The 25,941-nt window shown below is 38.4% G+C and carries 26 protein-coding genes, 1 rRNA gene, 1 pseudogene and 2 riboswitches; of the genes and pseudogenes, 17 read left to right on the top strand and 11 right to left on the bottom strand.

The window, feature by feature from the left end:
• The 3 genes from QYG89_RS16300 to QYG89_RS16290 all read left to right on the top strand — a co-directional run.
• Window positions 1–1,380: DUF2920 family protein (locus tag QYG89_RS16300; RefSeq protein WP_404319168.1), on the top strand; the 1,380-nt coding region annotated here is incomplete at its 5' end.
• Window positions 1,381–1,739: 359 nt separating this feature from the next.
• Window positions 1,740–1,979 carry a hypothetical protein gene (locus QYG89_RS16295; RefSeq protein ID WP_404319166.1) on the top strand — a complete coding sequence of 80 codons (240 nt, stop codon included), beginning with the start codon at window positions 1,740–1,742 and terminating at the stop codon, window positions 1,977–1,979.
• Window positions 1,980–2,000: 21 nt separating this feature from the next.
• A complete protein-coding gene (locus QYG89_RS16290; protein WP_404319164.1) occupies window positions 2,001–2,201 on the top strand; it encodes a YjfB family protein in 201 nt (66 codons plus the stop codon).
• 934 nt (window positions 2,202–3,135) lie between these two features.
• Here the strand turns inward: QYG89_RS16290 and QYG89_RS16285 are convergent.
• Entirely contained in the window at window positions 3,136–3,873 is a 738-nt protein-coding gene (locus QYG89_RS16285; protein WP_404319163.1) for a helix-turn-helix domain-containing protein, read from the bottom strand.
• 189 nt (window positions 3,874–4,062) lie between these two features.
• Here QYG89_RS16285 and QYG89_RS16280 point away from each other — a divergent pair, with 189 nt between their 5' ends.
• From QYG89_RS16280 to QYG89_RS16240, 9 genes and pseudogenes are all read left to right on the top strand, one after another.
• Window positions 4,063–4,608: an HNH endonuclease gene (locus QYG89_RS16280; protein WP_404319175.1), complete on the top strand. Its 546-nt coding sequence runs from the start codon at window positions 4,063–4,065 to the stop codon at window positions 4,606–4,608.
• Window positions 4,609–4,944: 336 nt separating this feature from the next.
• Window positions 4,945–6,288, top strand: a complete 1,344-nt coding sequence (locus QYG89_RS16275; RefSeq protein WP_404319161.1) for an AAA family ATPase — start codon at window positions 4,945–4,947, stop codon at window positions 6,286–6,288.
• Entirely contained in the window at window positions 6,275–6,928 is a 654-nt protein-coding gene (locus tag QYG89_RS16270) for a retron system putative HNH endonuclease (RefSeq protein WP_404319159.1), read from the top strand. Before QYG89_RS16275 ends, QYG89_RS16270 begins: the two co-directional genes overlap by 14 nt.
• 199 nt (window positions 6,929–7,127) lie before the next feature.
• Window positions 7,128–7,367, top strand: a complete 240-nt coding sequence (locus QYG89_RS16265; protein ID WP_404319158.1) for a hypothetical protein — start codon at window positions 7,128–7,130, stop codon at window positions 7,365–7,367.
• A gap of 21 nt (window positions 7,368–7,388) precedes the next feature.
• Window positions 7,389–7,589 (top strand): YjfB family protein, encoded by a 201-nt coding sequence (locus tag QYG89_RS16260; protein ID WP_404319156.1) that lies wholly within the window; start codon window positions 7,389–7,391, stop codon window positions 7,587–7,589.
• A 261-nt stretch (window positions 7,590–7,850) separates the two neighbouring features.
• Window positions 7,851–7,937: riboswitch (cyclic di-GMP riboswitch) on the top strand.
• Window positions 7,911–8,336, top strand: a pseudogene (locus QYG89_RS16255) (PAS domain-containing protein); the annotation flags it as partial. It overlaps the preceding riboswitch by 27 nt.
• 36 nt (window positions 8,337–8,372) lie before the next feature.
• A complete protein-coding gene (locus tag QYG89_RS16250; RefSeq protein ID WP_404319174.1) occupies window positions 8,373–8,765 on the top strand; it encodes a methyl-accepting chemotaxis protein in 393 nt (130 codons plus the stop codon).
• Window positions 8,766–9,619: 854 nt separating this feature from the next.
• A riboswitch (cyclic di-GMP riboswitch) is annotated at window positions 9,620–9,702 on the top strand.
• Window positions 9,683–10,828 (top strand): diguanylate cyclase domain-containing protein, encoded by a 1,146-nt coding sequence (locus QYG89_RS16245; protein ID WP_404319154.1) that lies wholly within the window; start codon window positions 9,683–9,685, stop codon window positions 10,826–10,828. Its footprint overlaps the riboswitch before it by 20 nt.
• Before the next feature lies 1 nt (window position 10,829).
• Window positions 10,830–13,055 carry an EAL domain-containing protein gene (locus QYG89_RS16240; protein WP_404319152.1) on the top strand — a complete coding sequence of 742 codons (2,226 nt, stop codon included), beginning with the start codon at window positions 10,830–10,832 and terminating at the stop codon, window positions 13,053–13,055.
• Window positions 13,056–13,424: 369 nt separating this feature from the next.
• Here the strand turns inward: QYG89_RS16240 and QYG89_RS16235 are convergent, their stop codons facing one another.
• From QYG89_RS16235 to QYG89_RS16205, 7 genes are all read right to left on the bottom strand, one after another.
• On the bottom strand, window positions 13,425–13,676 hold the full coding sequence (locus QYG89_RS16235) for a hypothetical protein (protein ID WP_404319150.1): 252 nt from the start codon (window positions 13,674–13,676) through the stop codon (window positions 13,425–13,427).
• Between the two features lie 28 nt (window positions 13,677–13,704).
• Window positions 13,705–14,364 (bottom strand): phosphate signaling complex protein PhoU, encoded by a 660-nt coding sequence (gene phoU / locus QYG89_RS16230; RefSeq protein WP_404319148.1) that lies wholly within the window; start codon window positions 14,362–14,364, stop codon window positions 13,705–13,707.
• A gap of 16 nt (window positions 14,365–14,380) precedes the next feature.
• Window positions 14,381–15,151, bottom strand: a complete 771-nt coding sequence (gene pstB, locus QYG89_RS16225; RefSeq protein ID WP_404319172.1) for a phosphate ABC transporter ATP-binding protein PstB — start codon at window positions 15,149–15,151, stop codon at window positions 14,381–14,383.
• Window positions 15,152–15,223: 72 nt separating this feature from the next.
• The gene (gene pstA, locus QYG89_RS16220; RefSeq protein ID WP_404319146.1) at window positions 15,224–16,048 is read right to left on the bottom strand and encodes a phosphate ABC transporter permease PstA; all 825 of its coding nucleotides are present in this window, start codon (window positions 16,046–16,048) and stop codon (window positions 15,224–15,226) included.
• A 1-nt stretch (window position 16,049) separates the two neighbouring features.
• Window positions 16,050–16,964, bottom strand: coding sequence for a phosphate ABC transporter permease subunit PstC (gene pstC / locus QYG89_RS16215; RefSeq protein ID WP_404319144.1), 915 nt, complete (start codon window positions 16,962–16,964; stop codon window positions 16,050–16,052).
• Between the two features lie 55 nt (window positions 16,965–17,019).
• Window positions 17,020–17,862 (bottom strand): phosphate ABC transporter substrate-binding protein, encoded by an 843-nt coding sequence (locus QYG89_RS16210; RefSeq protein WP_404319142.1) that lies wholly within the window; start codon window positions 17,860–17,862, stop codon window positions 17,020–17,022.
• Between the two features lie 534 nt (window positions 17,863–18,396).
• Window positions 18,397–18,993: an acetylglutamate kinase gene (locus QYG89_RS16205; protein WP_404319170.1), complete on the bottom strand. Its 597-nt coding sequence runs from the start codon at window positions 18,991–18,993 to the stop codon at window positions 18,397–18,399.
• A 402-nt stretch (window positions 18,994–19,395) separates the two neighbouring features.
• On the opposite strand from QYG89_RS16205, the gene QYG89_RS16200 reads away from it, so the two are divergent.
• The 3 genes from QYG89_RS16200 to QYG89_RS16190 all read left to right on the top strand — a co-directional run bounded on the left by QYG89_RS16200 (window position 19,396) and on the right by QYG89_RS16190 (window position 21,978).
• Window positions 19,396–20,568, top strand: coding sequence for an S-layer homology domain-containing protein (locus QYG89_RS16200; RefSeq protein ID WP_404319140.1), 1,173 nt, complete (start codon window positions 19,396–19,398; stop codon window positions 20,566–20,568).
• A 395-nt stretch (window positions 20,569–20,963) separates the two neighbouring features.
• Window positions 20,964–21,434, top strand: a complete 471-nt coding sequence (locus tag QYG89_RS16195; protein WP_404319137.1) for a hypothetical protein — start codon at window positions 20,964–20,966, stop codon at window positions 21,432–21,434.
• Between the two features lie 46 nt (window positions 21,435–21,480).
• Window positions 21,481–21,978 carry a VanZ family protein gene (locus tag QYG89_RS16190; protein ID WP_404319136.1) on the top strand — a complete coding sequence of 166 codons (498 nt, stop codon included), beginning with the start codon at window positions 21,481–21,483 and terminating at the stop codon, window positions 21,976–21,978.
• A 133-nt stretch (window positions 21,979–22,111) separates the two neighbouring features.
• Here the strand turns inward: QYG89_RS16190 and QYG89_RS16185 are convergent, their stop codons facing one another.
• Window positions 22,112–22,549, bottom strand: a complete 438-nt coding sequence (locus QYG89_RS16185) for a GNAT family N-acetyltransferase (RefSeq protein WP_404319134.1) — start codon at window positions 22,547–22,549, stop codon at window positions 22,112–22,114.
• A 210-nt stretch (window positions 22,550–22,759) separates the two neighbouring features.
• Between QYG89_RS16185 and QYG89_RS16180 the strand changes: the two genes are divergently transcribed.
• Window positions 22,760–23,932 carry an S-layer homology domain-containing protein gene (locus tag QYG89_RS16180; RefSeq protein ID WP_404319132.1) on the top strand — a complete coding sequence of 391 codons (1,173 nt, stop codon included), beginning with the start codon at window positions 22,760–22,762 and terminating at the stop codon, window positions 23,930–23,932.
• 224 nt (window positions 23,933–24,156) lie between these two features.
• Here the strand turns inward: QYG89_RS16180 and QYG89_RS16175 are convergent, their stop codons facing one another.
• Window positions 24,157–24,978 carry a cytochrome c oxidase assembly protein gene (locus QYG89_RS16175; protein ID WP_404319130.1) on the bottom strand — a complete coding sequence of 274 codons (822 nt, stop codon included), beginning with the start codon at window positions 24,976–24,978 and terminating at the stop codon, window positions 24,157–24,159.
• Window positions 24,975–25,481 (bottom strand): DUF2243 domain-containing protein, encoded by a 507-nt coding sequence (locus QYG89_RS16170; RefSeq protein ID WP_404319128.1) that lies wholly within the window; start codon window positions 25,479–25,481, stop codon window positions 24,975–24,977. Before QYG89_RS16170 ends, QYG89_RS16175 begins: the two co-directional genes overlap by 4 nt.
• A 376-nt stretch (window positions 25,482–25,857) precedes the next feature.
• Here QYG89_RS16170 and QYG89_RS16165 point away from each other — a divergent pair.
• Window positions 25,858–25,941: ribosomal RNA gene (locus QYG89_RS16165) — 16S ribosomal RNA — on the top strand; the annotation flags it as partial.

Below are 25,941 nucleotides of genomic sequence, written 5' to 3'. Positions count from 1 at the left end.
TTGGCTGATAAATCTAATTGTATTGTTATATCAATGAATTATTTTGGAATATTCCGGGGAATAAAAACTAAAATAGATGAAACATTCATTAATAATATGGAGAAATTTTACGGCGTTTCCATAAACTATTGGAATGCAATCTCATCTGAGGATGATTTCTATATTAAAGTGGCTCAACTTTTAGAAAGTAAAGGATTAAATACGTTAGATCCCCGCTGTCAACCGTTAAAGGCCACTGATCGGGATGAATATCAGTCTTTTGGATTTTTGCCAGCTTTAGATTGCCTTAAAGTGCTTGGAGATATACTGATAAAATATCCTAAAATAAATACTAAAAAAATAATTGCATATGGCAGTTCATACGGTGGTTACATTGCTATGCTTTGTGGAAAGTTTGCCCCTAATACGTTTTCTGTTATTATTGATAACTCGGGGTTTTCAAAGGCAGAAATGAAGCATATTGTTGGTAGAGAAATTTATGATAACGATTTAGTTATTAACGTAAACTTGAATCAAAAAAATTATGCTCTCCCATTTGCCTATAATAATCCTTGGACAATCTTAGATGAAACCTCTGCGAAATATTTCGGAGATGCTAACAAATTAATCCGGAGTTTGTTGGTTAGAGAGCATAGAATTAAATCCGATACTCGTTATTATATATTCCATTGTGAAAAAGATGAGATTGCCTCCATTCAAGATAAGGATAAAGTAGTTTCTCTGCTATCAAATTATAATCCAACATATTATAAACGAATTACTAGGGATGATATAGATGGTAAACTTTTTAAAAAATATGGACATGCTATGGATGCATCATTACGGAAGTTATTTGATTATGTTATGGAACTAGACAAAGAATATGGATTGCTAAAGGAAAAAGGCACCAACGATTTTTGCAATAATGAAGTGAGATTATTTCATTGTGGAAGTAAAAATTATGTGATTAATTTTAAAGATAATTTTGAAATAGATGTCAAGATTACCAATAATGTTAAAACGGATTATGGTTTAATTAGTTTAATGCCGATAATGTCTAATATATTGGATGTTACAGATACGATGAGTGAAGGTTTAAATTTTGTTATCTCAAGAATAGTAGATGGAAAATACAATGAAGCTTCTGTGGTTATGCAGGATATACTAGATGCTTATAATGCAATTGATTCACAAATAAATACGTTTATTAGATATTTACCACGAAACAATATTACTAAATTTGATCGGGTATTAAAAAGGTCATTCTTGGAAATTATTGAACACTGTGAAAGTGATTCTTGGAATTCAGTTGAAGATGAACTTTCAAAATGTGTAATACCAAATTTTTTGTTGTTGAGGAATGAGTTGAGTAACATTTTTACGCCCTATTTAGTTACATAATATATAATGAACCCGTAAGATTAGACACGAAATAAGGGAAGGTTAAGGGAGGTTTATGTAAAGAAAACTATATACTCCAGAGTTTAAAGCTCATGGATCTGAGTCAATATCTTGGACACAAAAAAGTTAAATCCATTTTCGAAGGAGCCGTCTGATTGCCTTTGATGTGACCGAACAAGTTTTACGTCGAGCATAGATTGCGACCTTGTCTTCATATTCAACAACCTCTGTGACGGTGCGTTGCAGTCCCAAAAGTAGACAATATACATTCGGATTTAACTGGATGAGGCATTGTCACCACTTCGTCCGGCAATTCACCTTTCATAGCATAAAAAAGCTATTTGACAGGAGGAAACTAGATGAATAAGGATGAACAGGATCATAAAAGGTTTCTTGAGGAACAAATCGAATGGTGCAAGAAGCAAGATAGCATCTTAGAAGCGATAGAGGAAAAGCTTTATGAAATGAAAGAACTGGCTGAATACGTTCGTGATCATGAGCTTACGCCATTGGAAATTAACAAGTTAAAAGATCAGTTAAATACCTTAAAACAGGAAGTTCATTCTCTAGAACAGCAGTTGCAATCGGTTGTTCATTAGTAAAAGAAAGGTGATGTGTTTATGGATATTGCATTAATGTCAATCGCACTAAGCCAAGGACAAGTGCAGCAGCAGGCTTCTATCTCAGTCATGAAGAAAGCGATGGATCAAGCAGAAGGAAATGCTGATTTTATCAACAAGATGATGGGAGAAGCGAACTTGCAAGCGTTGCAACGTGCAGCACAGCCTTATTTGGGCGGGAACATAGATATAAAAGGATAAAAAGAAGCTTAGTACGACTAGGACCTGGTAGATTTTTTGAAATAACCGGGTGAGGCTGGTACAAATACGTTCTTCTTATAAGGAGACAATGGCAAAGCAAGCCAACCAATGAAAATCCGATTCTCCTTAAAGGGAAAATCGGATTTTTTCATCTTTATTTAATTAATTTTATATGAAGCCTTCCTGCCGAAGTTGTCCCAATTTATAAGTGACAGACCAATAAGTACGACCAAGCGTGGTGGCAATCTGATTCGTTGTTTGTCCCTTTTGTCTAAGTGAAATCAATAATGATAGTTCATCGGTTGAATATGGTTTGTTTCTTTCTGAACAGGTAGTTAGCACTTCATAGCCGGGATATTGTTTTGAAAGTTGTTCCTTTTCATAGTTGAAGCGCCAATTCCAATTAGTTTTGTAGTACATGCTTTCCTTGGTGCCTGTCACTTCCCGGAAAATCTTGTTCCACAGAAATGTTTCACAAGATTTTCCAAGCGGTATTAAGCTTCATGAAATGAAAAGAATAGCTGAGTACGCTCTCGAATATGAGCTCACTTCGGCAGAAATTGATGAATGTAATGGTCGATTGAACGAGTTGAAGAGCGAAGTTCATGTTCTGTATCCAGGTGTATGTATCACTCCCCTGAAAACCTAAAAACTCTCCAACCAATATTCCTTTTATGTTATCCTGAACGGTTGGCTACTTCCTGAAGAAGGAAGGTGGTTTAGATGGCGCTTTACGAAGCATTAAGCATTGTCGCACAGTTCAGTCTAGCAGCTATCGGTGTTCTGACGCTTGTCGTGACACTAATCACCCACAAACCCCCTCTTGTTTTGGTGGGGAATTGATTGCTGCATCAAAGAAAGAGGTTTTCAAGCGAAAGCGCGGTAGGGAAAACGAATTATTGATCTAATACCAGTTTATTACCGACTTTGGTTATCATTCAATTACTTCAACAAGATCACTACCTATTAATGCTAACTCTAATTTTTCTCTTTCTGTTGCAGTTAAGATAACTTTGGATCTATTATTTGTACCAGGATACCCAAAGATACATTCAAACTCTGCTTTATTATCCTTACTCTGGAAGATGTAAATAGAATTGTAATCCTTTAGATAACAAAACTGTTCCGACAAACTTTGAGGTAGAAAGTGCCAATGATAGGCTACATTTTTAAATCCCCGTGTAGGTTTTTCTGCGATTGATGGAATGAGCCAGTCTCTTCCTACTTTTTTAGCGGTGCGTAGTTTTCCCCGACGTATCCATTGACGAACTGTCGTATCAGTCACATTGTGAAGTTCAGCAAATTGTCCTACACTTAGATAATCACACTTGATATTTAAAAGAGTAAAACCTTGTGTGGCAGTGGTGCCACTTAATTCCCCATTTTCATCTAGTTCCAATTCATTACAGTAATATAAATTAAGCTCAATTCCGTCATTTTTTAAGTCAAAATCATAATACCACCAATCATCAGTGAGTTCAGGTAAAAGTGAATTATCAAGGGTCTCCTGAAATCTTTCACACAATCTCAATATATTTTTATGGTAATTCTCCGTAAATTGCTGGTCTGTCACCTCCAGATAATTATTTTTTACATAGTCTGAAAATGATTCTTGAATATCCTTTTTAGTAAAACAATGTTCAGCCTTAAAAACTTCAAGCTTACTTTGCAATCTGCTCTCCCCCTGATATTGTATAGTTGTAATACAATTAATAATTTGTATTGTATCAATACAAATTATTGAAGTCAAATTTCAAGTTAGACGACGGAGAGAAGGTTAAATATTTCATTCTAGAAATTCATAATATGGTAAAAGACCTTAGTTAATAACTAAATAATCAAAGGGGGGATTAAATTGACAATGCCATCTAAAGCAAAGATATTTGAACATTGGATGAATTGGCTCCATAAAAACTGTTTTGATTGGGCAGAGCCAAGTTGTTGGTCATGTCGGAAGTATTGGGGAGATAAATATGATATTAAAAATCCTCGAGCAAGTAGGAAGGAGATAATCAGAAATTGGAATAGAGTACCGTTGCAAAGGTGCCACATTATCCCTAGGCAATTTGGTGGAAGTGATGAAGTGGAAAATTTATTTCTAATGTGTGCAGAATGTCATGATAAAGCACCAAATACAAAATCTAGGGAAGCTTTTTTACAATGGACAAGTAAACAAAACCATAGTAAAAACTTTTATGAATTAGTAATGAAGGAAATAAGAAATTATGAACTTCAGGATAAGATCAAACTAATAAACGATCTTATAAAAACAAAAAAGTTATGGAATCTTATTGAGGATGATCTGGGAATTCATGTAAATCAGTCAAGAGGTGGTATTGAAATAACTGTTTCAACAGTAATCGCTGCTATAGCAGAATATATAAGAAATGAAGAAGAAAATCTTTAGTGAAATAGTTGATTGTATAGTAAATATCGTTAGTGATAATATGTGATACCGCCAATATTTTTGTGTGAAAATGTTTCCGCTATTTACCAAAACCGGAGGCCAGTCTCCCCATCTAGCCAAAGTGTAATGCATTAAAGTGTAATAGGTGCTGCCACTCCTCGAAAAATCTTATTTCACAGTTTTTTTCAAGCAACACAAATAATATTGGCTTAGTCGAATTAGAAGATGCCTAGTAGAATGTATAAAAAATGAATATTATTTCAAAGCTGATAATAAAGGCATTATAATAAAAATACATATGTTGTTTATGGGAAGCTAGATGAGAGGAGAGGCACAATGAATATAAAAATAATGAGCATAGAAAACTTTAAGAGTTTTAAATATCGTAATTTTACATTCAATGATCGTTTTACTTTAATTATAGGCGACAATGGAACTGGAAAGACTTCTGTTTTAGAAGCTTTGAGTGTTGGATTAGGAGGGTTTTTAGCGGGAGTCGATGGGGTTTCTACTCGTAACATATCCTCCGAGGAAGTTCGGAAGGAGTGGGATAGGGTAGGGGATGCGACTGTTACACCCGAAAAGCAATTACCATGCTCGGTAAGTTGTACTGGAGTGATCGATGAAAGAAAGTTTACATGGAAAAGATCCATTGAAACGATAAACGGGAAAACAACTCGTCTGCACGCAAAAGAAATTATAGCCTATGCCGGTGATATGCAGAAGCAAATTATTAATGAGAAAAACCATAATGTTATTTTACCTCTCATATCCTATCAGAGTGCTGGAAGGTTATTCTCTCAAAAGAAAAATAAATGGGTAGATCCTTTTGAACGACAAGAACTATCGAGATTTATTGGATATACGGATTGTTTGGATGCTGAATCAAATATAAAATTATTTGTTAACTGGTTAAGAAGAATGACAATGATTAAAGTCCAAAAACAAAAAAGAATAGGTGAACTTGAAGCTACCATAGGAGCTGTTGAAGAATTTATGAAAGGCCTTGTTGGAGAAGGAGAACGTGTAAGCATTATGTATGATTTTGAGGAGGAAGAAGTAATTGTGGAATTAGGTGATGATTCGATCCCCCTTCGCTTAATGAGTGCTGGATATAGAAGTGTAATAGGAATGGTCGCAGATTTAGCTTTTAGAATGTCCATTTTAAACCCACAGTTAAAAGAGTATGCGGTCAAAGAAACACCGGGAATTGTTTTGATTGATGAAATAGATTTGCATCTGCATCCTAAATGGCAATGGAAAATAGTAGAGGATTTAAAGCGAACTTTTCCAAAAGTGCAATTTATTGCAACTACACATGCGCCTATCGTTATATCCTCATGTGAAAAAGGAGAAATCATACGTTTATACGAAGAAGAAGGAAGTATAGTTGATGAAAATCAACATAGTCCCTTTGGGTGGCTTGTTGAAGATATCTTAACAAACATAATGGGAACATTTACGAGAGTCCCCACCGTACAAAAAGAAGTTGAAGAAGTACAGAGACTTTATTCAAAAAAATTAAAAGGGGAGCTTACCCAAAAGGAAGAGAATATACTTGAGTTAATCACAAAGAGATTATATCGTACGCTTCCTGAAGATGATCCAGCAGTAACTTTGGCAAAGTTGAATGCAATAGGGGATAAAGTAACGGAGATGGAGAATAATGAGGAAGGTTAAGCGGACTAATACTCCTGATAGTTTAAAAGTAAATGGGAACACATGGACACAAGAATTGCTTTCACAAGTTAAAGACAAGGGGAAATTTAGCAAAGTTACAGATTCCTATAAAAATAAATATAACCAACAAGATGTCAGAAGTGCTTTAGAAAAAATGTATAAGGCTAAATGCTGTTACTGTGAGTATGGGATAGGCACTGCCAGCTATGAACATATTGAGCACCTTAAACCTAAAGCCGATCCTCGATTTCATCATTTAATATACAGTTGGAATAATTTGCACTGGTGCTGTCAAAAATGTAATATGGCAAAAGGGAACAAATGGAATGATGGAAACCCGATTATTGATCCAGCGATAGAGGATCCAGCTGATTTTATTGAATTTGATGTAATAACAGGTGAAATTGTTGCGAAAAGCGGTAGGGGGAAAACAACAATTGAACATGCTGATTTGAATAGGGAATCACTTGTTAAATCTAGAAATAGAATAAAAGAACAAGTCATGAAACTAATCGTTCAAACAAAATTAACGCCAAGTCCAAAAGATGAAATTTTTTATAAAGATTATATAATGGAATTTGCTAATGAAGAGGCAGATTATTCTTCCTATATTAAGCAATTGATCAACACCTACTTATAATAAAAGGTATCTTCTAGAGGCCACGGTAGTTCCGGTGTCGCTTCTCGGAAAATCTTGTTTCACAGGAATGATCCACAGAGTTTTTCAAGAAGCATAAATGGTAGTGGCTTAATCGAAAAAAGCAGTCATTGTCACCACTCGATCCAGCAGGCCATCTTTCATAATCACCATAAAAAGCTGTTTGACAGGAGGAAACTAGATGAATAAGGATGAACAGGATCATAAAAAGTTTCTAGAAGAACAGATCGAATGGTGCAAGAAGCAAGACGGCATCTTAGAAGCGATAGAGGAAAAGCTGTATGAAATGAAAGAACTAGCTGAATACGCTCGTGATCATGAGCTTACGTCATTAGAAATTGATAAGTTGAACGGTCAATTAAACACTTTGAAACAGGAAGTTCATTCCCTAGAACAGCAGTTGCAATCGGTTGTTCATTAGTAAAAGAAAGGTGGTGTTTCTATGGATATCGCACTTATGTCAATCGCGTTAAGTCAAGGACAAGTCCAGCAGCAGGCTTCGATGTCAGTCATGAAAATGGCAATGGGAGATGCGAAACAGCAAGGCGAAGCTCTCCAGAAGTTGATGAGTACTGCGGATGCCACAGCTATCCAACGTGCTGCCCAGCCGCATTTGGGTGGGAACATTGATGTGAAATTATAGAGAGTGATGGATATCAGCCCATCCATTACACTAGAAGAAAGAGACTCTAGCGATTTTCCTAGGGTCTCTATTTACGCACTTTCATTCTCTAATTTAGGCTGTCTGTACGGTGTTTTGTTCTTCATCATACTAAATACTATGTTTACTAGCCTTCTTTCTACTATGCAACATTACTGATTTCAGCCATTAAGTACTTTTTATTACTCATAAAACACTACGCTACACTAAGGAAAAAAGTATAATATAACTATTACTTACTAAAAATGTGAAAAGCAAACTGATCGAAAGGTCAGGGCGCAAAGCCGACGGGTCTAAAATCAAATGGATTATGATGGCTGGGCTGCCTCTAGAATGAGGGATAAACGAATGATTAGTACAAGTACTCAAGTATTAGATGAAACATCCGTTTTAGTTGCGTTAGAGTCAAATTTAGCCATGATAGAATTCAATTTAAACAGAGAAGTGATTTGGGTAAATGAAAATTTTGCAAAGACTTTGGGCTATACAGTTAATGAGATGAAGAATATGCGACATGAACGGTTCTGCACGATGGAATTTAGAAGCAGTGAAAAATATGTAGAGCTATGGAATAATCTCAGTGAAGGGGAGAAGTTCCAAGAAAAAATTCAAAGAGTCGACAAAGAAAGGAATTTACTTTGGCTGGAAGCTACTTATATTCCAGTGCGGAATGAAGAAGGTAAAGTGAATGGAATTCTTAAAATCGCAACTAATATTACGGAACGTGAAAATCATACGAAGAAAATCATTTCTCAATTGAAAGATATGCCTACAGAGCTAGTAAATATAGTTGTTGCAAATTCCAATGAAAAACTACAAGCCATTGAATCATTAAAAAAACAAACGGATCTCATCAGTGAAGTATCTAAAACTATACGCAGTATTTCTTCTCAAACAAATATGCTGGCCTTAAATGCAGCCATTGAAGCTGCTCGGGTAGGGGAACATGGAAGAGGCTTTAAAGTTGTAGCTGATGAAGTACGGAGATTGGCTGGCAATGTTGATCATGCCATTAAAAATGTGGATTCGAATGTAGAAAGTATCATAAAGGAAGTAGAAAGAGTTAGTGAAATAACAGATGTTTTGCAAGAAACAATCATAGAAACTCAATCTACATTCAATAAAAACATTGAAGACTTTGAGAAGGTTGCTAAATAAAAAGATAGATTATCAATCATCAAAATAAGGAGAACAAGTACTATTATATAGGCGGAGGCTGGCTATTTATTGTTTACTCAACATTTACTGTTTATCAAAGGTTAAATACTTTTCTTCATGTTGCACTCACAGCATTCTCTGAGGAAAATATTATTTTTCATCGGGCTTTTAAATGGGGTATTCTCACAATTGTTGCAGTGACCAGATAGGATATCAGGATGCTCTTTATAATCGTAAATGATTGTTAAGTCATATTTTTTCACTTCCAAGTTGATCGCTTTTCTCTTATAGTGGTTATTTTATCATGTGGGAGAGTCGTAACATACAATTGTGAGGGAATAAAAATAAATAAGTGAACAACACAAGAGTATTGACCCCGACTTCGCCGGATACTGAGATAGCTACGCGTGCGATCTCACCTGGTTTTTATGATATGTGTTTAGTATTAATTGAATGTAACGTCGGTTTAAAGAAAGGTAAAAACGGATTGTGTGGAGAGGTTTCTTTCCGGACAATCCGTTTTTTGCATCTTCATGCTGTAAATTGTCAGAACCCTGAAACTATCCTATATAGATCTAATTTATTAAGCCGACACAAGAATGTTGTCTTTACATTGATGTAAACAGGTGAGACGAACAGTCGTTATGCCGGAAAATCAAGGTGGGTTCATATAGTATTAAAGCTGAGGTTAGCTATATAAATATTAATAGTAATTAATTTGTGATATTTTGGAGGATAATGCTTGGTGGATGAATTTACCATAAAAATTTTTGTGGTAATGCTATAAAAATAGTAAAAAAGTGATATAATTTTGTAAGTACATAGGGAAAAATGTAGAATTATGTCTAATTCTAACCACGAAATAGCAAAATCATTGAAAAGTGATGACGCAAAGCTACAGGCCTAAGGCATTTGCTATGGCAGCTGGGTTACCGAAAGGAGAGATTATTTTCAAGCAAATGAAACAAATATCTTTAAAAATGAAGCTAATTTTAGTTCTCATTACATGTATGGCCATACTGGACATATATGATGAAAAAATCTTAGGTTTGTTCCGTATAAAAGAAGATGGGTTTGGGGAATTCATCTTAGACACTGGAAGTTCCTGTGTACAGATTGTATTGATTCTATGGGTTTTCATATTAGGAAAACAAGCAATCCAAAGACATCAAGAAAAGGAAGAACATTATCGAAATTTAATTGAACGTTTTCCAGAGGCCATATTTGTTCACAGAAGGGGAGAGATCATTTTTACGAACAAAGCTGGTGTTAGGTTACTGGGAGCAAACAGTATGAACGATTTACTTAATCACAACTGGAAAAACTACATACATTACACTCCTGAAGAATTGAACCTCATAAAGAAAAAGCTTAATGAAGATAGAATAATAAATTTTCAAATTAAAGCTAAGAGATTAGATGGTCAATTAATTGATCTTGAAATTACCTCTACTAGTATTGAATTTGAAGGGGTATCTGCTAGAGAATTCATCGCAAGAGATATCACTAAAAGAAAAAAACAAGAGAATATGATACAAAAGCTTGTTTATCAAGACACATTAACGAAATTACCGAATCGAAGAGCATTTATGGATAAACTTGAACAATCACTAATTCTTTCACAGAAAAATAAAACTAATTTAGCTGTGATGTTTATTGATTTGGATGGATTTAAGAAGGTAAATGATAACTTAGGTCATGATACGGGAGATGAACTTTTAAAAAGGGTAAGTGCTCTTTTAAAGGATTGTGTCAGGAATAATGACTTTGTTGCCCGATTAGCTGGAGATGAGTTTACTATTTTACTGCCTGAAGCCAATAAGCAAGATTCGAGTTTAATAGCAGATAAAATAATTAAGAAATTAAACGTACCAATCTATATTTTAGGGGAAAAAGTCCAGGTAACATCTAGTATTGGAATTTCTTTATATCCGCAAAATGGAAATGATGCCACAGTATTAATAAAAAAAGCTGATGAATCCATGTATCAGGCTAAAAATAATGGTAAAAATAGTTATGAATTTGCGGAAGTATCTACCGATGTATCAGAGAGGGAGATGTAAGGTGAATTCAAATAATGGAATAGGAGATCTGAATGTATTATCTCATGTGAAGGGAACGGAAAGTAAGTTCATAGACACAGAGCTGGAGTTTCAAAGTTTGATCGAGGAAGTATTTATTGGTGTCTATATTATTCAAGATGGAAAAGTTTCATATGGTAATCCCCAGTTCCAAAACATTTTGGGTGTTGAGGATTTAGCTACTATATCTGATTATTGGGATTACATTCATCCAGATGACCGTGCAACAGTAGAATCCGTATTGTTAAGGTTAATCGAGAATGAAAAAGGAATGGATCACACATTTAGGGTCATGAATGAAGATGGATCTATTATTGATGTGGAGGCTCATTCCAAAAAGATTTATATTCATGGAAAACCAACGATAATAGGGACATTACATGACGTTACTGAACGTAACAAAATGAAGAAATTGAACGAATACTTAGTTAATTGCGACCCTTTAACCGATCTCCCTAACAGAAAATTTTTTCAAGAGAAATTAGAAAAAGAGTTAATTATAAGTAAAACATTACAACAAAAATTTGCTGTGATGTTTCTTGATTTAGACCGCTTTAAATATATAAATGATACACTAACTCATTTGGCAGGAGATAAATTATTAAAGGAAATTTCAGAAAGATTAAAAATATGTATTGGGGAAAAAAATGTGCTTGCTCGGTTAAGCGGAGATGAGTTTGCTATCTTAATCCCTAATATGAAAAATACAGATCAGATAATACAAATTTCTAAAACAATTATACAATCGTTAGAACAGCCATTCTTTATAGAAGGTTATAATCTTTTCGTTACAACAAGTATTGGAATTAGTATATATCCTACTGATGGAGAGGATGCGCATTTATTAATGAAAAATGCTGATGCTGCCCTTCACAAGTCCAAAGAAAGCGGAAAGAGTGTTTATCACATATACACCGCATCAATGAATATCCAGACATATAAAACCTTTCATTTGGAACTGGGAATTCGAAATGCAATAGAACTCAATCAATTGGAATTTTACTATCAGCCAAAAGTTTCTGCAAGTACGAACCAAATTGTAGGTGTTGAAGCTCTAATTCGCTGGAATCATCCTGAATGGGGGATCGTATCTCCTGACGATTTTATCCCGATAGCAGAAGAAACGGGTCTAATTAGTGAACTAGATAAATGGGTCAAACATCAGGCTTGTTCTCAAAATAAAGCATGGCAAGACGCAGGTCTACCTGCTATCCCTATATCTATCAATATTTCAGCCATCCGATTCTTAGAAAAAGATCTTATAGCCAATATTATTAGTATCTTAAAAGAAACAAAACTTGATCCGGAATACTTAGAAATCGAAATAACAGAAACATCTCTATTAGAAAATAAAAAAGAGGTATTTTCCACTTTGGATGAATTAAGAAACTTAGGCATCAGAATTGCTTTAGATGATTTTGGAACAGGTTATTCTTCACTCTCTTCCTTAAAACGTTTTAAAGATAGAATTAATACATTAAAAATTGATCGATCTTTTATTATGGATTTAGATGATAAAAACTTAGATAATTCCAACTTTATCACGAAAACAATTATTGAATTAGCGCAACATCTTAAAATGGAAGTAGTTGCTGAAGGAGTAGAGACTGAGGAACAGCTGCAAATTCTGAGAGAATACAAATGTGAGACGATTCAAGGATATCTATTTTCAAAACCAGTCCCAGCAGATGAATTTGCGGTTTTATTGAAAAAAGGTAAAGTAGAAGTTTCGGGTGTCAATAACAGTAGTACTATTGATAAGTTTGAGAATAAACGACAATATTTTAGAATTACGCTTGAATTTCCTTTACTTGCATCAATGACTCTTATTCGTATTTATGGTAGAAAAGTAGAACTAGGTAAAACTTCTGTTTTAATTGAAGATATAGGTTTAGGAGGTTTGCGTTTTTTATCAGATATAAGGTTAACCGTGCATCGGGATATTCTTTTGGAATTTGAAACAGAAATTCTTGGCGAAATGATTACCGTGTATGGTTCAGTAGTTTGGATCACTGAAGTAAAACCTGGATTTTTCCAATATGGACTAGAGTTTTTAATGGGGGAAAGTGAACGCTCTGATCTTGCCAAAGTGCTGAATAAGTTTGGGTTTCTTATTAGAAAAGATCCACTAGTTCCAGGCTGTAATTTTATAAAAGTGGATCGCTTTAATTTTCTTAAAAATAAAAATGAAATACTAATAACAGATTAGTCATATTGTTCTCGGTGCCTGTCACTCCTCGAAATGGGAGATGCGAAACAGCAAGGTGAAGCCCTTCAGAAGTTGATGAGTACTGCGGATGCAACAGCTATCCAACGTGCTGTCCAGCCGCATTTGGGTGGGAACATTGATTTAAAAGGATAAGAAGATCATTAGAGTAGCCACGGGAGGTTGCTCTTTTTCTTTGGGGATAAATTGTACTCGGACAGCCTGCCTATTCGTACCTAAGATACATAGAGAAAATCCCCGGTGTATGTATCACTCCTCTGAAAACCTAAAAATGCTCCAATAAGTATTCCTTTTCTGTTATGCTGAACGGTTGGCTGCTTACGGAAGAGGGGAGGTGGCTTAGATAACGGTTTACGAATCGTTGAGCATTGTCACACAGTTCAGTCTAGCAGCGATCGGTGTTCTGCTTCTTGCCGTGACACTGGTCATCCAGAACAAAAAGAAATAACCGTCTCCATGGTCAATGGATTGACGGTTATTTTCTGTAATCACTTCATTCAGTTGGCCGGCCGCTCTTCTTTCGGTGTACAGCCGTGGAAGTTTCATAGGAAGCAAAAACTTCTCATGCCCAAGGACTCCGTACCTTACACTTGCTGTTACCATGATCGTTTCCCAGTGAACGACATAACCATTAAGAATTCAAATCATATATTTGCCCTTTAATCAAATAGGCAGCACTTTCGGCGATATTCGTGATATGATCGGCTGTTCGTTCAAGGTAGCGATTTATAAATAATAGCTGTACCAGCTGAGTTGTGTCCTCTGGGTTTTGTTTCAAAGCTTCGGTGATCCGGTTATATGTCTCAGAGTAATAGTTGTCGACTTGATCATCGAGATCAGCCACTTCTTTCACAAGGGAGATGTCCTCATTTATAAATGAAGTCACCGCCATCTTGAGCATATTCATGGATATTTCTTTCATTTGTTCAAGGTTGGTCATGCTTATCAATGAATGTGATTTTCCGATTTTGATTGTTGCTTTAGCAATATTTGCTGCGAAATCGGCGATCCGCTCGATATCCGATGTGATTTTTAAAGAAGCGATGATTCTTCTTAAATCTATGGCGAACGGCTGCTCTTTTGCTATGAGCCACACGGCAAATTGATTTATTTCAACATCGAGGTTATCGATGACTGTGTCGTCCTCAATGACTTTTAGAGCCAGTTCAATATTTTGATCTTGAAATGCGGTAAACGCTTTTTCGAACGCAGAAACGACCAATTCGTTCATTTCTAGCATTTTGTTTTGCAATTCATCCAAACTATTATCAAAATTCTTACGTGCATTCATGAACAACACTCCTTTATTAACCGAAACGGCCGGTTACGTAATCTTCTGTTCTCTGATCTCTTGGGTTTGAAAAAATGTTATTGGTCATATCGTATTCAACAATTTCACCATTTAAGAAGAAAGCCGTTTTGTCAGATACACGTGCGGCCTGCTGCATATTGTGAGTAACGATAACAATCGTATAGTCCTTTTTCAATTGTGCAATTAATTCTTCTACTTTTAATGTAGAGATTGGATCTAATGCCGAAGTTGGTTCATCCATTAAGATGACTTCCGGTTTCATGGCGATGGCACGCGCAATACACACACGTTGCTGCTGACCGCCTGATAATCCAAGTGCCGATGATTTTAGACGGTCTTTCACTTCATCCCAGATGGCCGCGTTACGCAAGCTCTCCTCAACAATCCGGTTTAGTGCCTTTTTGCTTTTAATTCCCTGAGCCCGGGGTCCGTATGCTACATTGTCATAAATGCTCATCGGAAATAGGTTTGGCTTTTGGAAGACCATTCCGACCTTTGTCCGGAGATTAATCACATCATTGGATCGGTAGATGTTTTTGTTATCAATCGTAATATCACCAATAATTTTTACTCCATCGATCAGGTCATTCATTCGGTTTAAGGTTCGCAGGAAAGTCGACTTGCCGCAGCCAGAAGGACCGATTAAGGCTGTCACATTCTTTTCTTGAATATCAATCCAGATATTATACAGTGCCTGTTTATCACTATAAAATAAGTTTAAATCTTTTACGCTAATCTTTGTTGCTTTCTCTGATTGCGGCTTCATAGGCGGTAACATTTGCTCCTTCGTTTCTTTGTTCCGCTCCATTACTGCTGTACTCATGTATGACACCCCCATTTAATAGTCAGCTTTATTTAATTTCTTTGATATGAATGTTGCCAGAAGGTTCAGAATCAAGATAATGACAATCAATACAATCCCAATGGCCGCTGCAAGTTCAATGTCTCCCGACTCCTGTGTCACCAAATAGGAATGAACCGTTAATGTCCTTGCCGATGAAAAAATACTTTCAGGCATGGCTGCTACCGTTCCAGCTGTTAAAAATATCGCAGCTGATTCACCAACAATCCTTCCCATTGAGAGAATGATTCCCGATAAGATCCCCGGCATGGCACTTGGCAAAATCACTTTATATAAAGTCTGCAGCTTCGTTGTTCCTAAAGCCAAAGAACCTTCCCGGTATGAATGCGGGACCGTCTTTAAGGCTTCTTCTGTCGTTCGGATGATGACTGGAAGTACAATAATCGTCAAAGTCAACGAGGCGGCTATGATGGACATCCCTAATTTCAAAGTAGTGACAAAGAATACCGCCCCAAATAATCCATAAATGATTGACGGGATGCCTGTTAAGCTTTCTGTCGCAAAACGAATGACTTTTACCAACCGGCCTTGCTTTGCATACTCTTGCAGATACACGGCCGCCAAAATCCCAATCGGTGTAGCAATGACTAATGAAAGGATGATTGTATACAGTGTTGTAATGATCATCGGCCAAATACCGCCGCCGCCCGCTGGTGAATAATCACCAAAGATAAACTCAACATTAATTAACCGAAATCCTTTGTAAAAAATATATCCTACAATGGTGACAAGGACGGCAACAGTCAAGAAAGCTGAAAACCAAAGAAGTCCACGCAGTAAGCTATCCTTAAAGCTTCTCATCTTAGTGACCACCCTTTGCGCTGATTTTTGCTAATACGAGGTTTAATAACAAAATAAAGGAGAATAAAATAATGCCCGTAGCAAACAGCATTTCTTGATGTGTTCCGAATGCATATCCCATTTCTAACGCAATGTTTGTCGTCAACGGGCGGACACTGTCTGTTAAGCTTTCAGGTATGATGAGACTGTTTCCTGCGACCAATATAACAGCCATTGTTTCTCCAATTGCTCTTCCCAAGCCTAATACAATGGCCGCCATAATTCCTGATTTGGCTGCTGGTACGACGACCTTGAAAATAGTGCCAATCTCGGAAGCTCCGAGTGCCAAAGAACCTTCACGATACGTTTTTGGAACAGCTCGAATGGCTGTTTCAGCTACTGTCACAATCGTTGGCAGCATCATGATAGCTAACACAAGGATGACAGCCAATAAGCTTTGCCCTTTCACTAAGCCGAAGTTGTTCTGCAAGAAAGGGACGATAATAGCCAGTCCGAATACACCGTATAAAACAGATGGGATCCCTGCCAGCAGCTGCACGGCTGGTGAAATGATTTTTGCTACACTTTTCGGTGCAATTTCCGACAGGAAAATGGCTGTAAATAGACCGACAGGCACCCCAACGATTAAAGCACCAATGGTCGCGTATATGGATGCAACAATCATAGGGAATATACCGAACTTATCCTCACTTGGTACCCAATCTACTCCAAAAACAAAATCTATAAAGCTATAACCTTCTGCTATGAATGGATGCGAACCTTTATAAAAAACAAATCCAATAATTAAAAATAAACTGAGCACGGATAGAAGGGCGCAAAATAAGAAAATTCTTGATGAAATCTTCTCCAGCAAATATTTTCTTTTATTGGATTTATCGTTACTCATGTTTTGCTTTTTAATAGGCAGGCTTGCCATACTTCATTCCTCCAAGATTTCTTTTGGGTTCCTAACACGTAATGATACATATGAGTTAATTGACTGATATAGCCCCTGTTTCGGAAACAATAGCCTGTCCCTCCGAGCTTAAAATGTAGTCAATGAATTGTTGTCCGGCATCTGTCAGATGATCTTCCTTGTAGACGAATAAGAAGGGGCGTGACAGGCTGTACTTTTTCCGAAGAACGTTTTCAGCTGTCGCCTTCACTCCATTGATATGGACAGTGGAAATGGAGTGATCAATATAATCAAAAGAAATAAAGCCTATGGCATGCTCATTTGTCGCTACCGTTGTTTTAATATTGCCGTTGCCGCTTGCAATGATTGAGTTTTTCACTAATTCGCCTGAAGTGTAACCCGCAATTTCTTGAAAGGCATCGCGTGAACCCGAGCCGTCTTCACGGGAAACAACCACTATTTCCTTGTCCTCTCCACCGAGTTCCTTCCAGTTCGTAATCTCGCCAGTAAAAACTTGCTTTACTTGCTCCATCGTAAGATTATCCACTTCATTGTTTGGATGGACCACCACTACAATTCCATCATAAGCAATGACTACTTCTTTCAACCCGCTGTCCTTTTCTTCTTGCTTTAAATCACGCGAAGACATCCCAATCTCTGATACGCCACTTATTGCGTTTGTGATACCGGCAGAAGATCCTATTTGATTAATCTCTATATTGACATCATTATTTTCTTCATAGCTGAACGCTAATTGTTCAGCCAAAGGCCCTACGGATGTGGAACCAGAAATAGAGATGGTATGTTTTCCTTCATTTAACGAGTCTGTTCCATTATCATGATTTACTCCACATGCTGATAAAACGGCAGCTAAGCATAACAGCCATAATCCATTCGCTGTGTTTTTTATAAGCCTCATATCTCTACCTCCATACGGTCTGTTGGCAATTTAAATTGTTGAATGTTGTCACAATGTTAAGAATAAAGCCTGTTTGTTATTGGGCTATTGATTTTTTGTAAAGGTTTTGTAAATGTTTAAGTCCTCGGTGCCAGGCACTCCTCGAAAAAACTTGTTTCACAGGAATGTTTCACGAGATGTTCGGAGTAGCATAAATAATATTGGCTTAATTGAATGAGAAGGTGTTGTCATTATCTGATCCAGCAGGTCATTTTTCATATCAATCATAAAAAAGCTGTTTGACAGGAGGGGACGAGATGAACAAAGATCACCTGGGCCGTAAAAGGTTCCTGAAAGAACAGCTCTAATGAGTATATTTTCAAACTGACGGAATTAGGAATAGATCATATAAAGAGATGACGGAAAGATTGAAATGGCTGCCAGGTGTCTCTCCTATAACCGAAAGACATAACGGAAAATCAAGCGAATCACTAAAAATCCGATTCTCCTCAAAAGGAAAAGCGGATTTTTTGATCTGTCATTTTATATAGGTTCCTATCTTTGCAAATCTGGATAGAGTTTGATCATGGCGTCTGAGATGGTGTCGGCCATTTCTCTTGCTTGTTTTTCGATTTCGTCATAGATGGCGATGTCCTTTTGGTAGTCCCCTTTGATCATAGAGACGGCTTCCTGCTTGGTTAAGTCTAAGTGTCGGTAGAACATTTTCTTCACTTCTTCTTTTGGTAGATATGGATTAATGCTGTTTAGGAAAACGGCAATCTTATCTGCGTTGGCATACCATTTTCGTTCGGCTGCATTTGCGGCTGCGGCGTCGCCTGCTAAAGCCGCTTTTACAAGATCCGCTGCAACTAAAAGGTGTTCTTTAATTAACGTCGCGTATGTGTTTGCGGCAGTCTCTCCGTATAATGGACGAAACATTTCACCCATATCGGCAGCATTTTTCAAAAGACGGGCGAGCACAAAGTCTACATCCGGCAGTTTAAATATGAGGCTGATGATGGCCATTCTCGTCCAAGCCACATGCTCTTCCCAAAGACTGCGCTCATTTCTCATCAGTTCCACTTCTCTTTGGGTGATACAATCCGTTTGTCGATGGTGATGTTCCATCGGTCTGAACGACGGAACGAACATTTGCTGTCCCTTATAGGGATGATATGGATTCACTGTCGAACTTATACCATAAGGATTCCCAGGTGTTGTGTGAGAACGCAAATACGTATCCTCGGGCCAGATATTATAAATGACCTCCTCATTTGAAAAATTGTACACGTCCTTCTCTCCTCATCAATCTATTAAAAATCCGGTCTCACCAATAATAATGTATTCAATTCTTGTATGGTGGGTGAATGTCTATATGACAGATAAAGTGAAGTCCTATAGCAACTGTCTTTGTATGTACATAAAAGAACGAATCCATTTGGTTATTTTTAAAATAATATCTATTGCTTGGAAAAATATCTAAATAATAGAATAGCTATATACTATCGTGACATTAGAACTAGATAGCAATAAAAAAAGAAAAGGGGTGGGATAATGAAAAGATTTAGTGTAATTGCTGCTTTTCTGTGTGTTTTTTTATCCAATGCATTCACGACAGAGGCAGCTGCTTATTCAGACGTACCAGCTTCTCACTGGAGTGCAAAGGAAGTGTACTATTTAAGTGAACTAGGTGTGTTGAAGGGTGGTTCCAACGGCAAGTTTAACAAAGATGCACCGGTGACTCGAGCTCAAGCGGCGGCTATTCTCGTCCGTGCAAAAAAGCTTCCTTTGACTGATGTTCCAAATCCCGGATTTAAAGATGTGCCAGTTTCTCATCCGTTTTATAGGGAAATTGCAGTCGCCGTAAATGCTGGATGGTTCTCAAAAGCAGCAAACTTTAATCCAAATGGACAGTTGAAACGTGTTGAAATGGCAAAAATTACGACAGAGGCTTTTTCTTTATCTGGATCGGTGCCAGTGGAATGGGAAGATATGACGCGTGCTTATTGGGGAACTCCGTATGTTACTCCGCTCGTTGCTAATGGTATCACCTCCGGGTATACGGCTGCAAAATACAATCCATCAGGTGTTGTTACACGTGCACAGTTCGCTGTTTTCACTGCCCGGGCACTTAATGAGAAGTTTAGAATGAACGTTGTTTCTTATCCGAAAAAAGCGGCTCAGGGAATATTTTATCCACAATTTAAGGATACCATCGGTGACCATGATTTTACTTTAATGAATGATTACTACGTGAGCGTAGGTAAGGAGTTAGTAGATATACGAAAGGAAATAATGGACTCTGCTCAAGAAGATGAGTGGTCAGGAGAATACTATAAATATAATGTATCTTATAAAGTTCCCCGTGCCGATGTTAATTATATAAGCGTTGTTTTTGAGGGTTACACATACGCAGGTGGTGCTCATGGATACGAATATCTCTTCTCTTATAATTATGATGTGAAGAATGATTATTTTATGTCACTGAACGACCTTGCGCGGAAATCGAATTATGAGTGGGTTGTTATTGATCGGATTAATGAACAGGGCTATGGTTTGACTAAACGGGGTCTTATTTCCTGGGAGGGGCTGGAAAGTTTAGATGAACATCAAAATCAATTTTATATGACAAACACAGGATTTGTGATGTACTTTAATCCTTACGAGTATGACCCATATGCAGACAGTATAAGAGAGTTTACTTTGCCATACTCATTGATACGCTGATCAATTGTATCTCAGGGAATGATTAGTTTTAAAAGAATAAGAAGAACGATAAGCAAGTGTGTCACAAAAGTCGGTTTCATTGATTTTTGGGACACACTCACTTTTATTACACTCTATTCTGATTATCTAATAATAGATACAGCTAAGAAGTTTGATCCGTATCGACGATCAAAAAATACGCGGTGCCCGTCGTTAGGGAAATCATAGGCATAAGTAAACATTCCGCATTATAAGTCTCTTGATCTGATTTGAGTGTATCAAATGTTAGAAATTAGTGTTAGTAATGATTCGGAATTATCAAATAAAAACCGAGAGTGCCGGGTCATCCCTCATACTAAACAGCTGTTCGCTTGAATATCTTCGAATAAACAGCCTTTTTTAAAAGGGGGTTTTCGATGTTAAGGAGACGGCGTGGAAAGGCGAAGGTCATCTTTGTTCTCCTAATTGTTTTCATTGCAATGGTGTGGCTTTTTATTCAAGCTTTCTTCTTATCGCCGGGTGATCAGGCGTTGAAAGTGGTAGATGAGTTTTATAAATATGAGCAGGAAGGGAAATTTGCTGACTCGTGGGAGATGTTCCATCCTTATATGAAAGAGAGATTGGAGAAGGGCTATTATATACAGGACCGGGCGCATGTGTTTATGAATCATTTCGGCGTGGAAACTTTTTCTTATACATTTGGTGAGCCGGAAGAACTGAAGAAGTGGAAGCCAGCGGACGATGGACCGGAGTTGAGTATGGTGTATAAAGTGCCCGTCGTTCAAGTGTATAAAGGAAAGTACGGGAATTTTTCTTTGCAGCAAGAAGTGTTTGTCGTGCAGGAGAAAGAAGAGTGGTTCGTTTTGTGGGACTATCAGCAGCAGTAACAGGGAATAGCCGGTGGGCTTTCGGTCTGCAGTAAAGGAGTGTATCGTGAAAAAGATTGTAAGCGTGGTTGTTCTGCTAATTGTCGCAGGCACTATTTTTCATTTTTCTTCACAGACCTATGAAGAGCAGACACTTGTGCCGCTCCTGCAGCATTTATTGCCGGGAGAGCCGTGTGCCCGCTGGCTTTCTTATGTGAAAGTCTATTATTGGGGGCAGGAAATTTCAGTAGAAGCGAGAGGCTACTATTATTTTATCGAATTTTTCATTCGCAAGTTTGCACATTTGTTTTTGTTTGGCTGTTTGGCGGTGGCGTTGTTTTATGTTTATTTGCTGTGGCGGCCGGATCAGGTGTTGGAGGGAGGAGCGGCCGCTCTCGCTGGGACGGGCGTATACGCGGCGTTTGATGAACTGCATCAGATGCAGACAGGCGGGCGTACACCACTCCTTCAAGACGTCTTGCTCGATCTAACAGGGGCGGCCATTGCGCTGCTGCTTTTTGTTCCGTTCTATGTCTGGAAGCGGTACAAGAGTGGACGGAGGTGATTGTTAGATGACCGGTTCTTCTTTTGGAAAGGAGAGCCGGCCTAAATAATAACAGCAAATAAAATAAGTAGAGCAGTACCTGAAAGGACAGGTGAATTTGATTCCATTATGTAATCTCCCCAAATACTCGTTTCTATTCCGCAAGCTCTTTTTTGAATGAATAGCAAAAACGGTCATACCCCATTTTTTCTTCGTAAAAACGGTGCGCATCGTCCCGGATCAGTGCGGATTCTAATGCTACTGTGACACAATTATTTTCCCGTCCCCATTCGTGTACAAAAGTCAGCAGTTTCCCGCCGTATCCTCTAGAACGAATATCTGCCCGCGTGACTAGCTCATGCACAAAAACATGGCGGAAATAATACATGTTTGTTCGAATCTGGATACCGGTAAAGGCGACAATGGCTCCTTCGTCATACATCGCATAAATTCGGTAGCCGTCGGGCTGCATCGTACGCCAAATCTGGCGAAAGTGTGTTTCATCCAGATACGGACGTAAGTCTTTCATCAATGGAAAAATCTGCGCCACTTCTTCTTCTGTACAAAGCTCTTCGATTGTAATCAATTTCATCTCTGCCCCTTTTCTATCAATTTCCGTTTTATTTTAACAGAAAAGGAAGGATCGATCAGTTCTCTAATTAACTAAAATGTAAGCGGATTATACTGTAAATGAGGCAAAAGAAGAGGGATCAATCCAATGGAGAGTGAATCTAAATAACTAGTTTGCAATACCTATAAATGATAGAATGATATATATTTTGTAAAGAAAGGAATGAAAAGGTTGAAAAGGTTATTGGCAGTTGTGCTTTTTCTTTTAGTGTCTGTGGCTGGAGCGGGCATTGTGTCTGGCGCTGGTTTTAAAGATGTGCCAGCGAACCACCCGGCTGCAAAAGAAATTGAATGGGCGCAGAAAAATGGATTTTTAAACGGATATACAGATGGGCGCTTTTACCCGAACAATAAACTGACGGAAGCTCAGTTTGTAGCGATGATGGCTAACTACTATCAAAACATTCCAGCGAAAAATTTACAGCCAGTGAAGGGGGCGCATTGGAGTGAGCCTTACTACCGCGAGTTTAAAAAATACAACATCCCCCTGATCAATTATGCTTACACAAGTATGCGCACATACCCGATTACCCGCGGGGAAATGGCCCGGTTCGTAGCGGCGGGGCAGAATGCAGCGAGTGATGGGTTTAATGCCGTACAATATATGTATAAGCACAATATTTCCCAAGGGAAAAGCACCAGCGTGAAAAACTTTCATACATATGGATACAACGATGAATTGGCCCGCTGGCATGCGGCTGTGTTTTTGTACAACCTTCATGGAGCAGGCATTCGAAGTGTGCAGTCGTTTAATGTGAGTAAAGCGGCTTCTCCTTCTTTTAACGTGAAGGATGAAAATGGTAAGAAGTTTGAAGTGAAGATGACAAAGACGAACGGTATTTATGGTTATGCGAGTATAAATAGCGATGTGTTTCCTATCTGGGCGGGGGCATCTGAGGGAGATTTAATGTTCCAGGCAGATTATCGCCTGACTCTTCAGCAGCCGGGAAGCCAAACGATTCTGTCGAGCCTGATGGAATACGACTATGAATACAACTACACAGGAAATCGGATTAGAGTGGAGCAGTCGACGATATCGGGTCAGGCCGATCTGTTATTTGTAGAAGCGACGATGTCGTCCAATTTCCAAGGAGCTAATATATATACTGTAAAAGGCGGCCGGCTTGTCCAGCTTGAAACGGGAGAAGATTTTGGGTTGTATTACACCATACCGCCGCGTTTGACTGCGAAGCATCAGTTACAGGCTCTCGGTTATTCTAATCATGACGGCTCTTGGTTTTTAGACACTTATAAGATTAATCTAGCAGCAGAGAAAATCGATTATGTTGACACTCGAAAGCTGACAGATAAACAAAGGAATGAATTTTTGAAAAAGTGGTACTAAAGGTTAAAAAATGATGACGCAGGATAGATGCCTGTGTCTCAGGTTGTTGACAAACGCTCGCTTTCTTCGTTGCTCCCCTGTCTGCGGTGCTCATGACCCCTCTGGTCACTCCGCTCCTCGTCAGGATTCGCGTCTCGAAAGACAAGTGTTTTCAATCAGCCTGAAAGTAGACATTGTCTACAACCCTTGACGCAGGCAGATGCCTGTGTCTTTTTTTCTGCCAGTTAAACACTTCTCAAGTGCTTCCCTTTTGGATGTTTGCGAGTCGGTGCAGACAATGGCGCTCGAGGGCGTGTGGATTTATACCATTGAAAGCATAATATGCAGATAAGAACAAGGTCGATGGCATCGCCGCCATAGTACATGAGCATGCCTCCCTCTTCCGCTTGTTCTGCCGGTACTCCATTCGGCGGATGGGCATAGATGTATTTAGATAGGATCGCATGACCGGCTAGGGCAATGATGAATACGACCGTCCGATAGACGAAACCCAATCGATGGGGAGCGGGATCAATATAAATCATTGCTGCGGTGAAGACATAGCCTGCTAGAAAGACATGGATATGTACAGCAAGATGTAAAAGGGCATTCGCCTGCATGGCCGCGTATAAATCGGTCGTATACAACACCCACAGCCCTCCGATATTAAGAATAGAAGCAACGATAGGGTGGCTGACTGTACGTACCGGCGGGCTTTTCAGCAAGAATGCAAGCTGCCGCGCTTTCGTTACGCTCAGTGTTCGTAACAGCAGTGTCATTGGTGCCGCGAGAACGAGGAGGAGCGGGGCAAGCATCCCGAGCAGCAAGTGACCGACCATATGTGCGGTGAAATCAGAATGAGCGCGGGCAGCGAGAGGGCCGACTACGGCTGTGGAAGCGCTGATCACACCAAAAATCCAGAAAGCGTAACGGGACGCTGGCCACTTTTTTAAATAGCTTCTAGTGCTGGATTTAACCCCAGCCCCAATGTATAGAAAGATGGCTAGAAGGAACGTTATGATTAAAAGAAGTTCTACGGGAGCTCCGATGTGATAGCTGTGTTTCAACCGTTATGCCCCCTTTGCTTTGCTTCTTTTCCTGTATGGATGACTAAGAGAAGGCCGGCTGCGATCATCAGGAGGGCAATAATGTTCCAGACTAAATCGTAGAAAATCACATTATCTACGTAGCGGATTTGATGGATGCGCATAATCTTGTGCTGAATGATCCCATCGTATAATTGAAACGAGCCTGCCCCGAGCAGCATTCCTCCCTGCCACCTCTTCAGCCGCAGGGCGCTGCGCCGCCGCAGGTCAGCGAATAGAAACAAGCCTCCAACTGTCGCAAACCAACTGAAAGCGTGGAAGAGGCCGTCCGAGACTAGTCCAATACTTTTCGTCGATTGGTCATAGAAATGATGCCAGTGCAAAAGCTGATGAAAAACAGTTTCATCTATAAAGGCAACCCATCCAAGCCCAAACAGGAAACCTGACCAGAGATTGCGGGCCTGATAGACGGAGAAATCAGTATCGTATGTATGATTTTTCAGCTGATCGGTTTGAGTGGTCATCGTATGCTCCTTTCTTCCATGTTTATTTTTAACTCAGTCTAGACTGGAAGGTGAAGGAGTATACCAGGGATTTTTGTATATACACATACATTTTGGTTAAAGGATTAAATGTTAGCCAACAATTTTTCTAGAAAACTTGTTGACTTTATATTTTACAACGTGTTATATTGTTATTCCGCCGTTAAAAACAGCGGTTTTGAAAAAAATGCTTCAAAAAAGATATTTCAAAAAAAGTTATTGACTTTTAATCTTGTGAAGTGTTATGATATTACTTGTCGCCGCTGAGAGCGGCAGATGAAATTGATCTTTGAAAACTGAACAAAATACATGCCGGTAAGTTAATTCTTATTTAAAACAATTGAGCAAGTCAAACATCTTTTTGGAGAGTTTGATCCTGGCTCAGGACGAACGCTGGCGGCGTGCCTAATACATGCAAGTCGAGCGGACTTGACTGGAGCTT

Source organism: Bacillus lumedeiriae (assembly GCF_044891285.1).
Taxonomy (GTDB): Bacteria; Bacillota; Bacilli; order Bacillales; family Domibacillaceae; genus Pseudobacillus; species Pseudobacillus lumedeiriae.
Note: the sequence above shows the minus strand (reverse complement) of the source record. Positions and strands in the feature narration are given on the sequence as shown.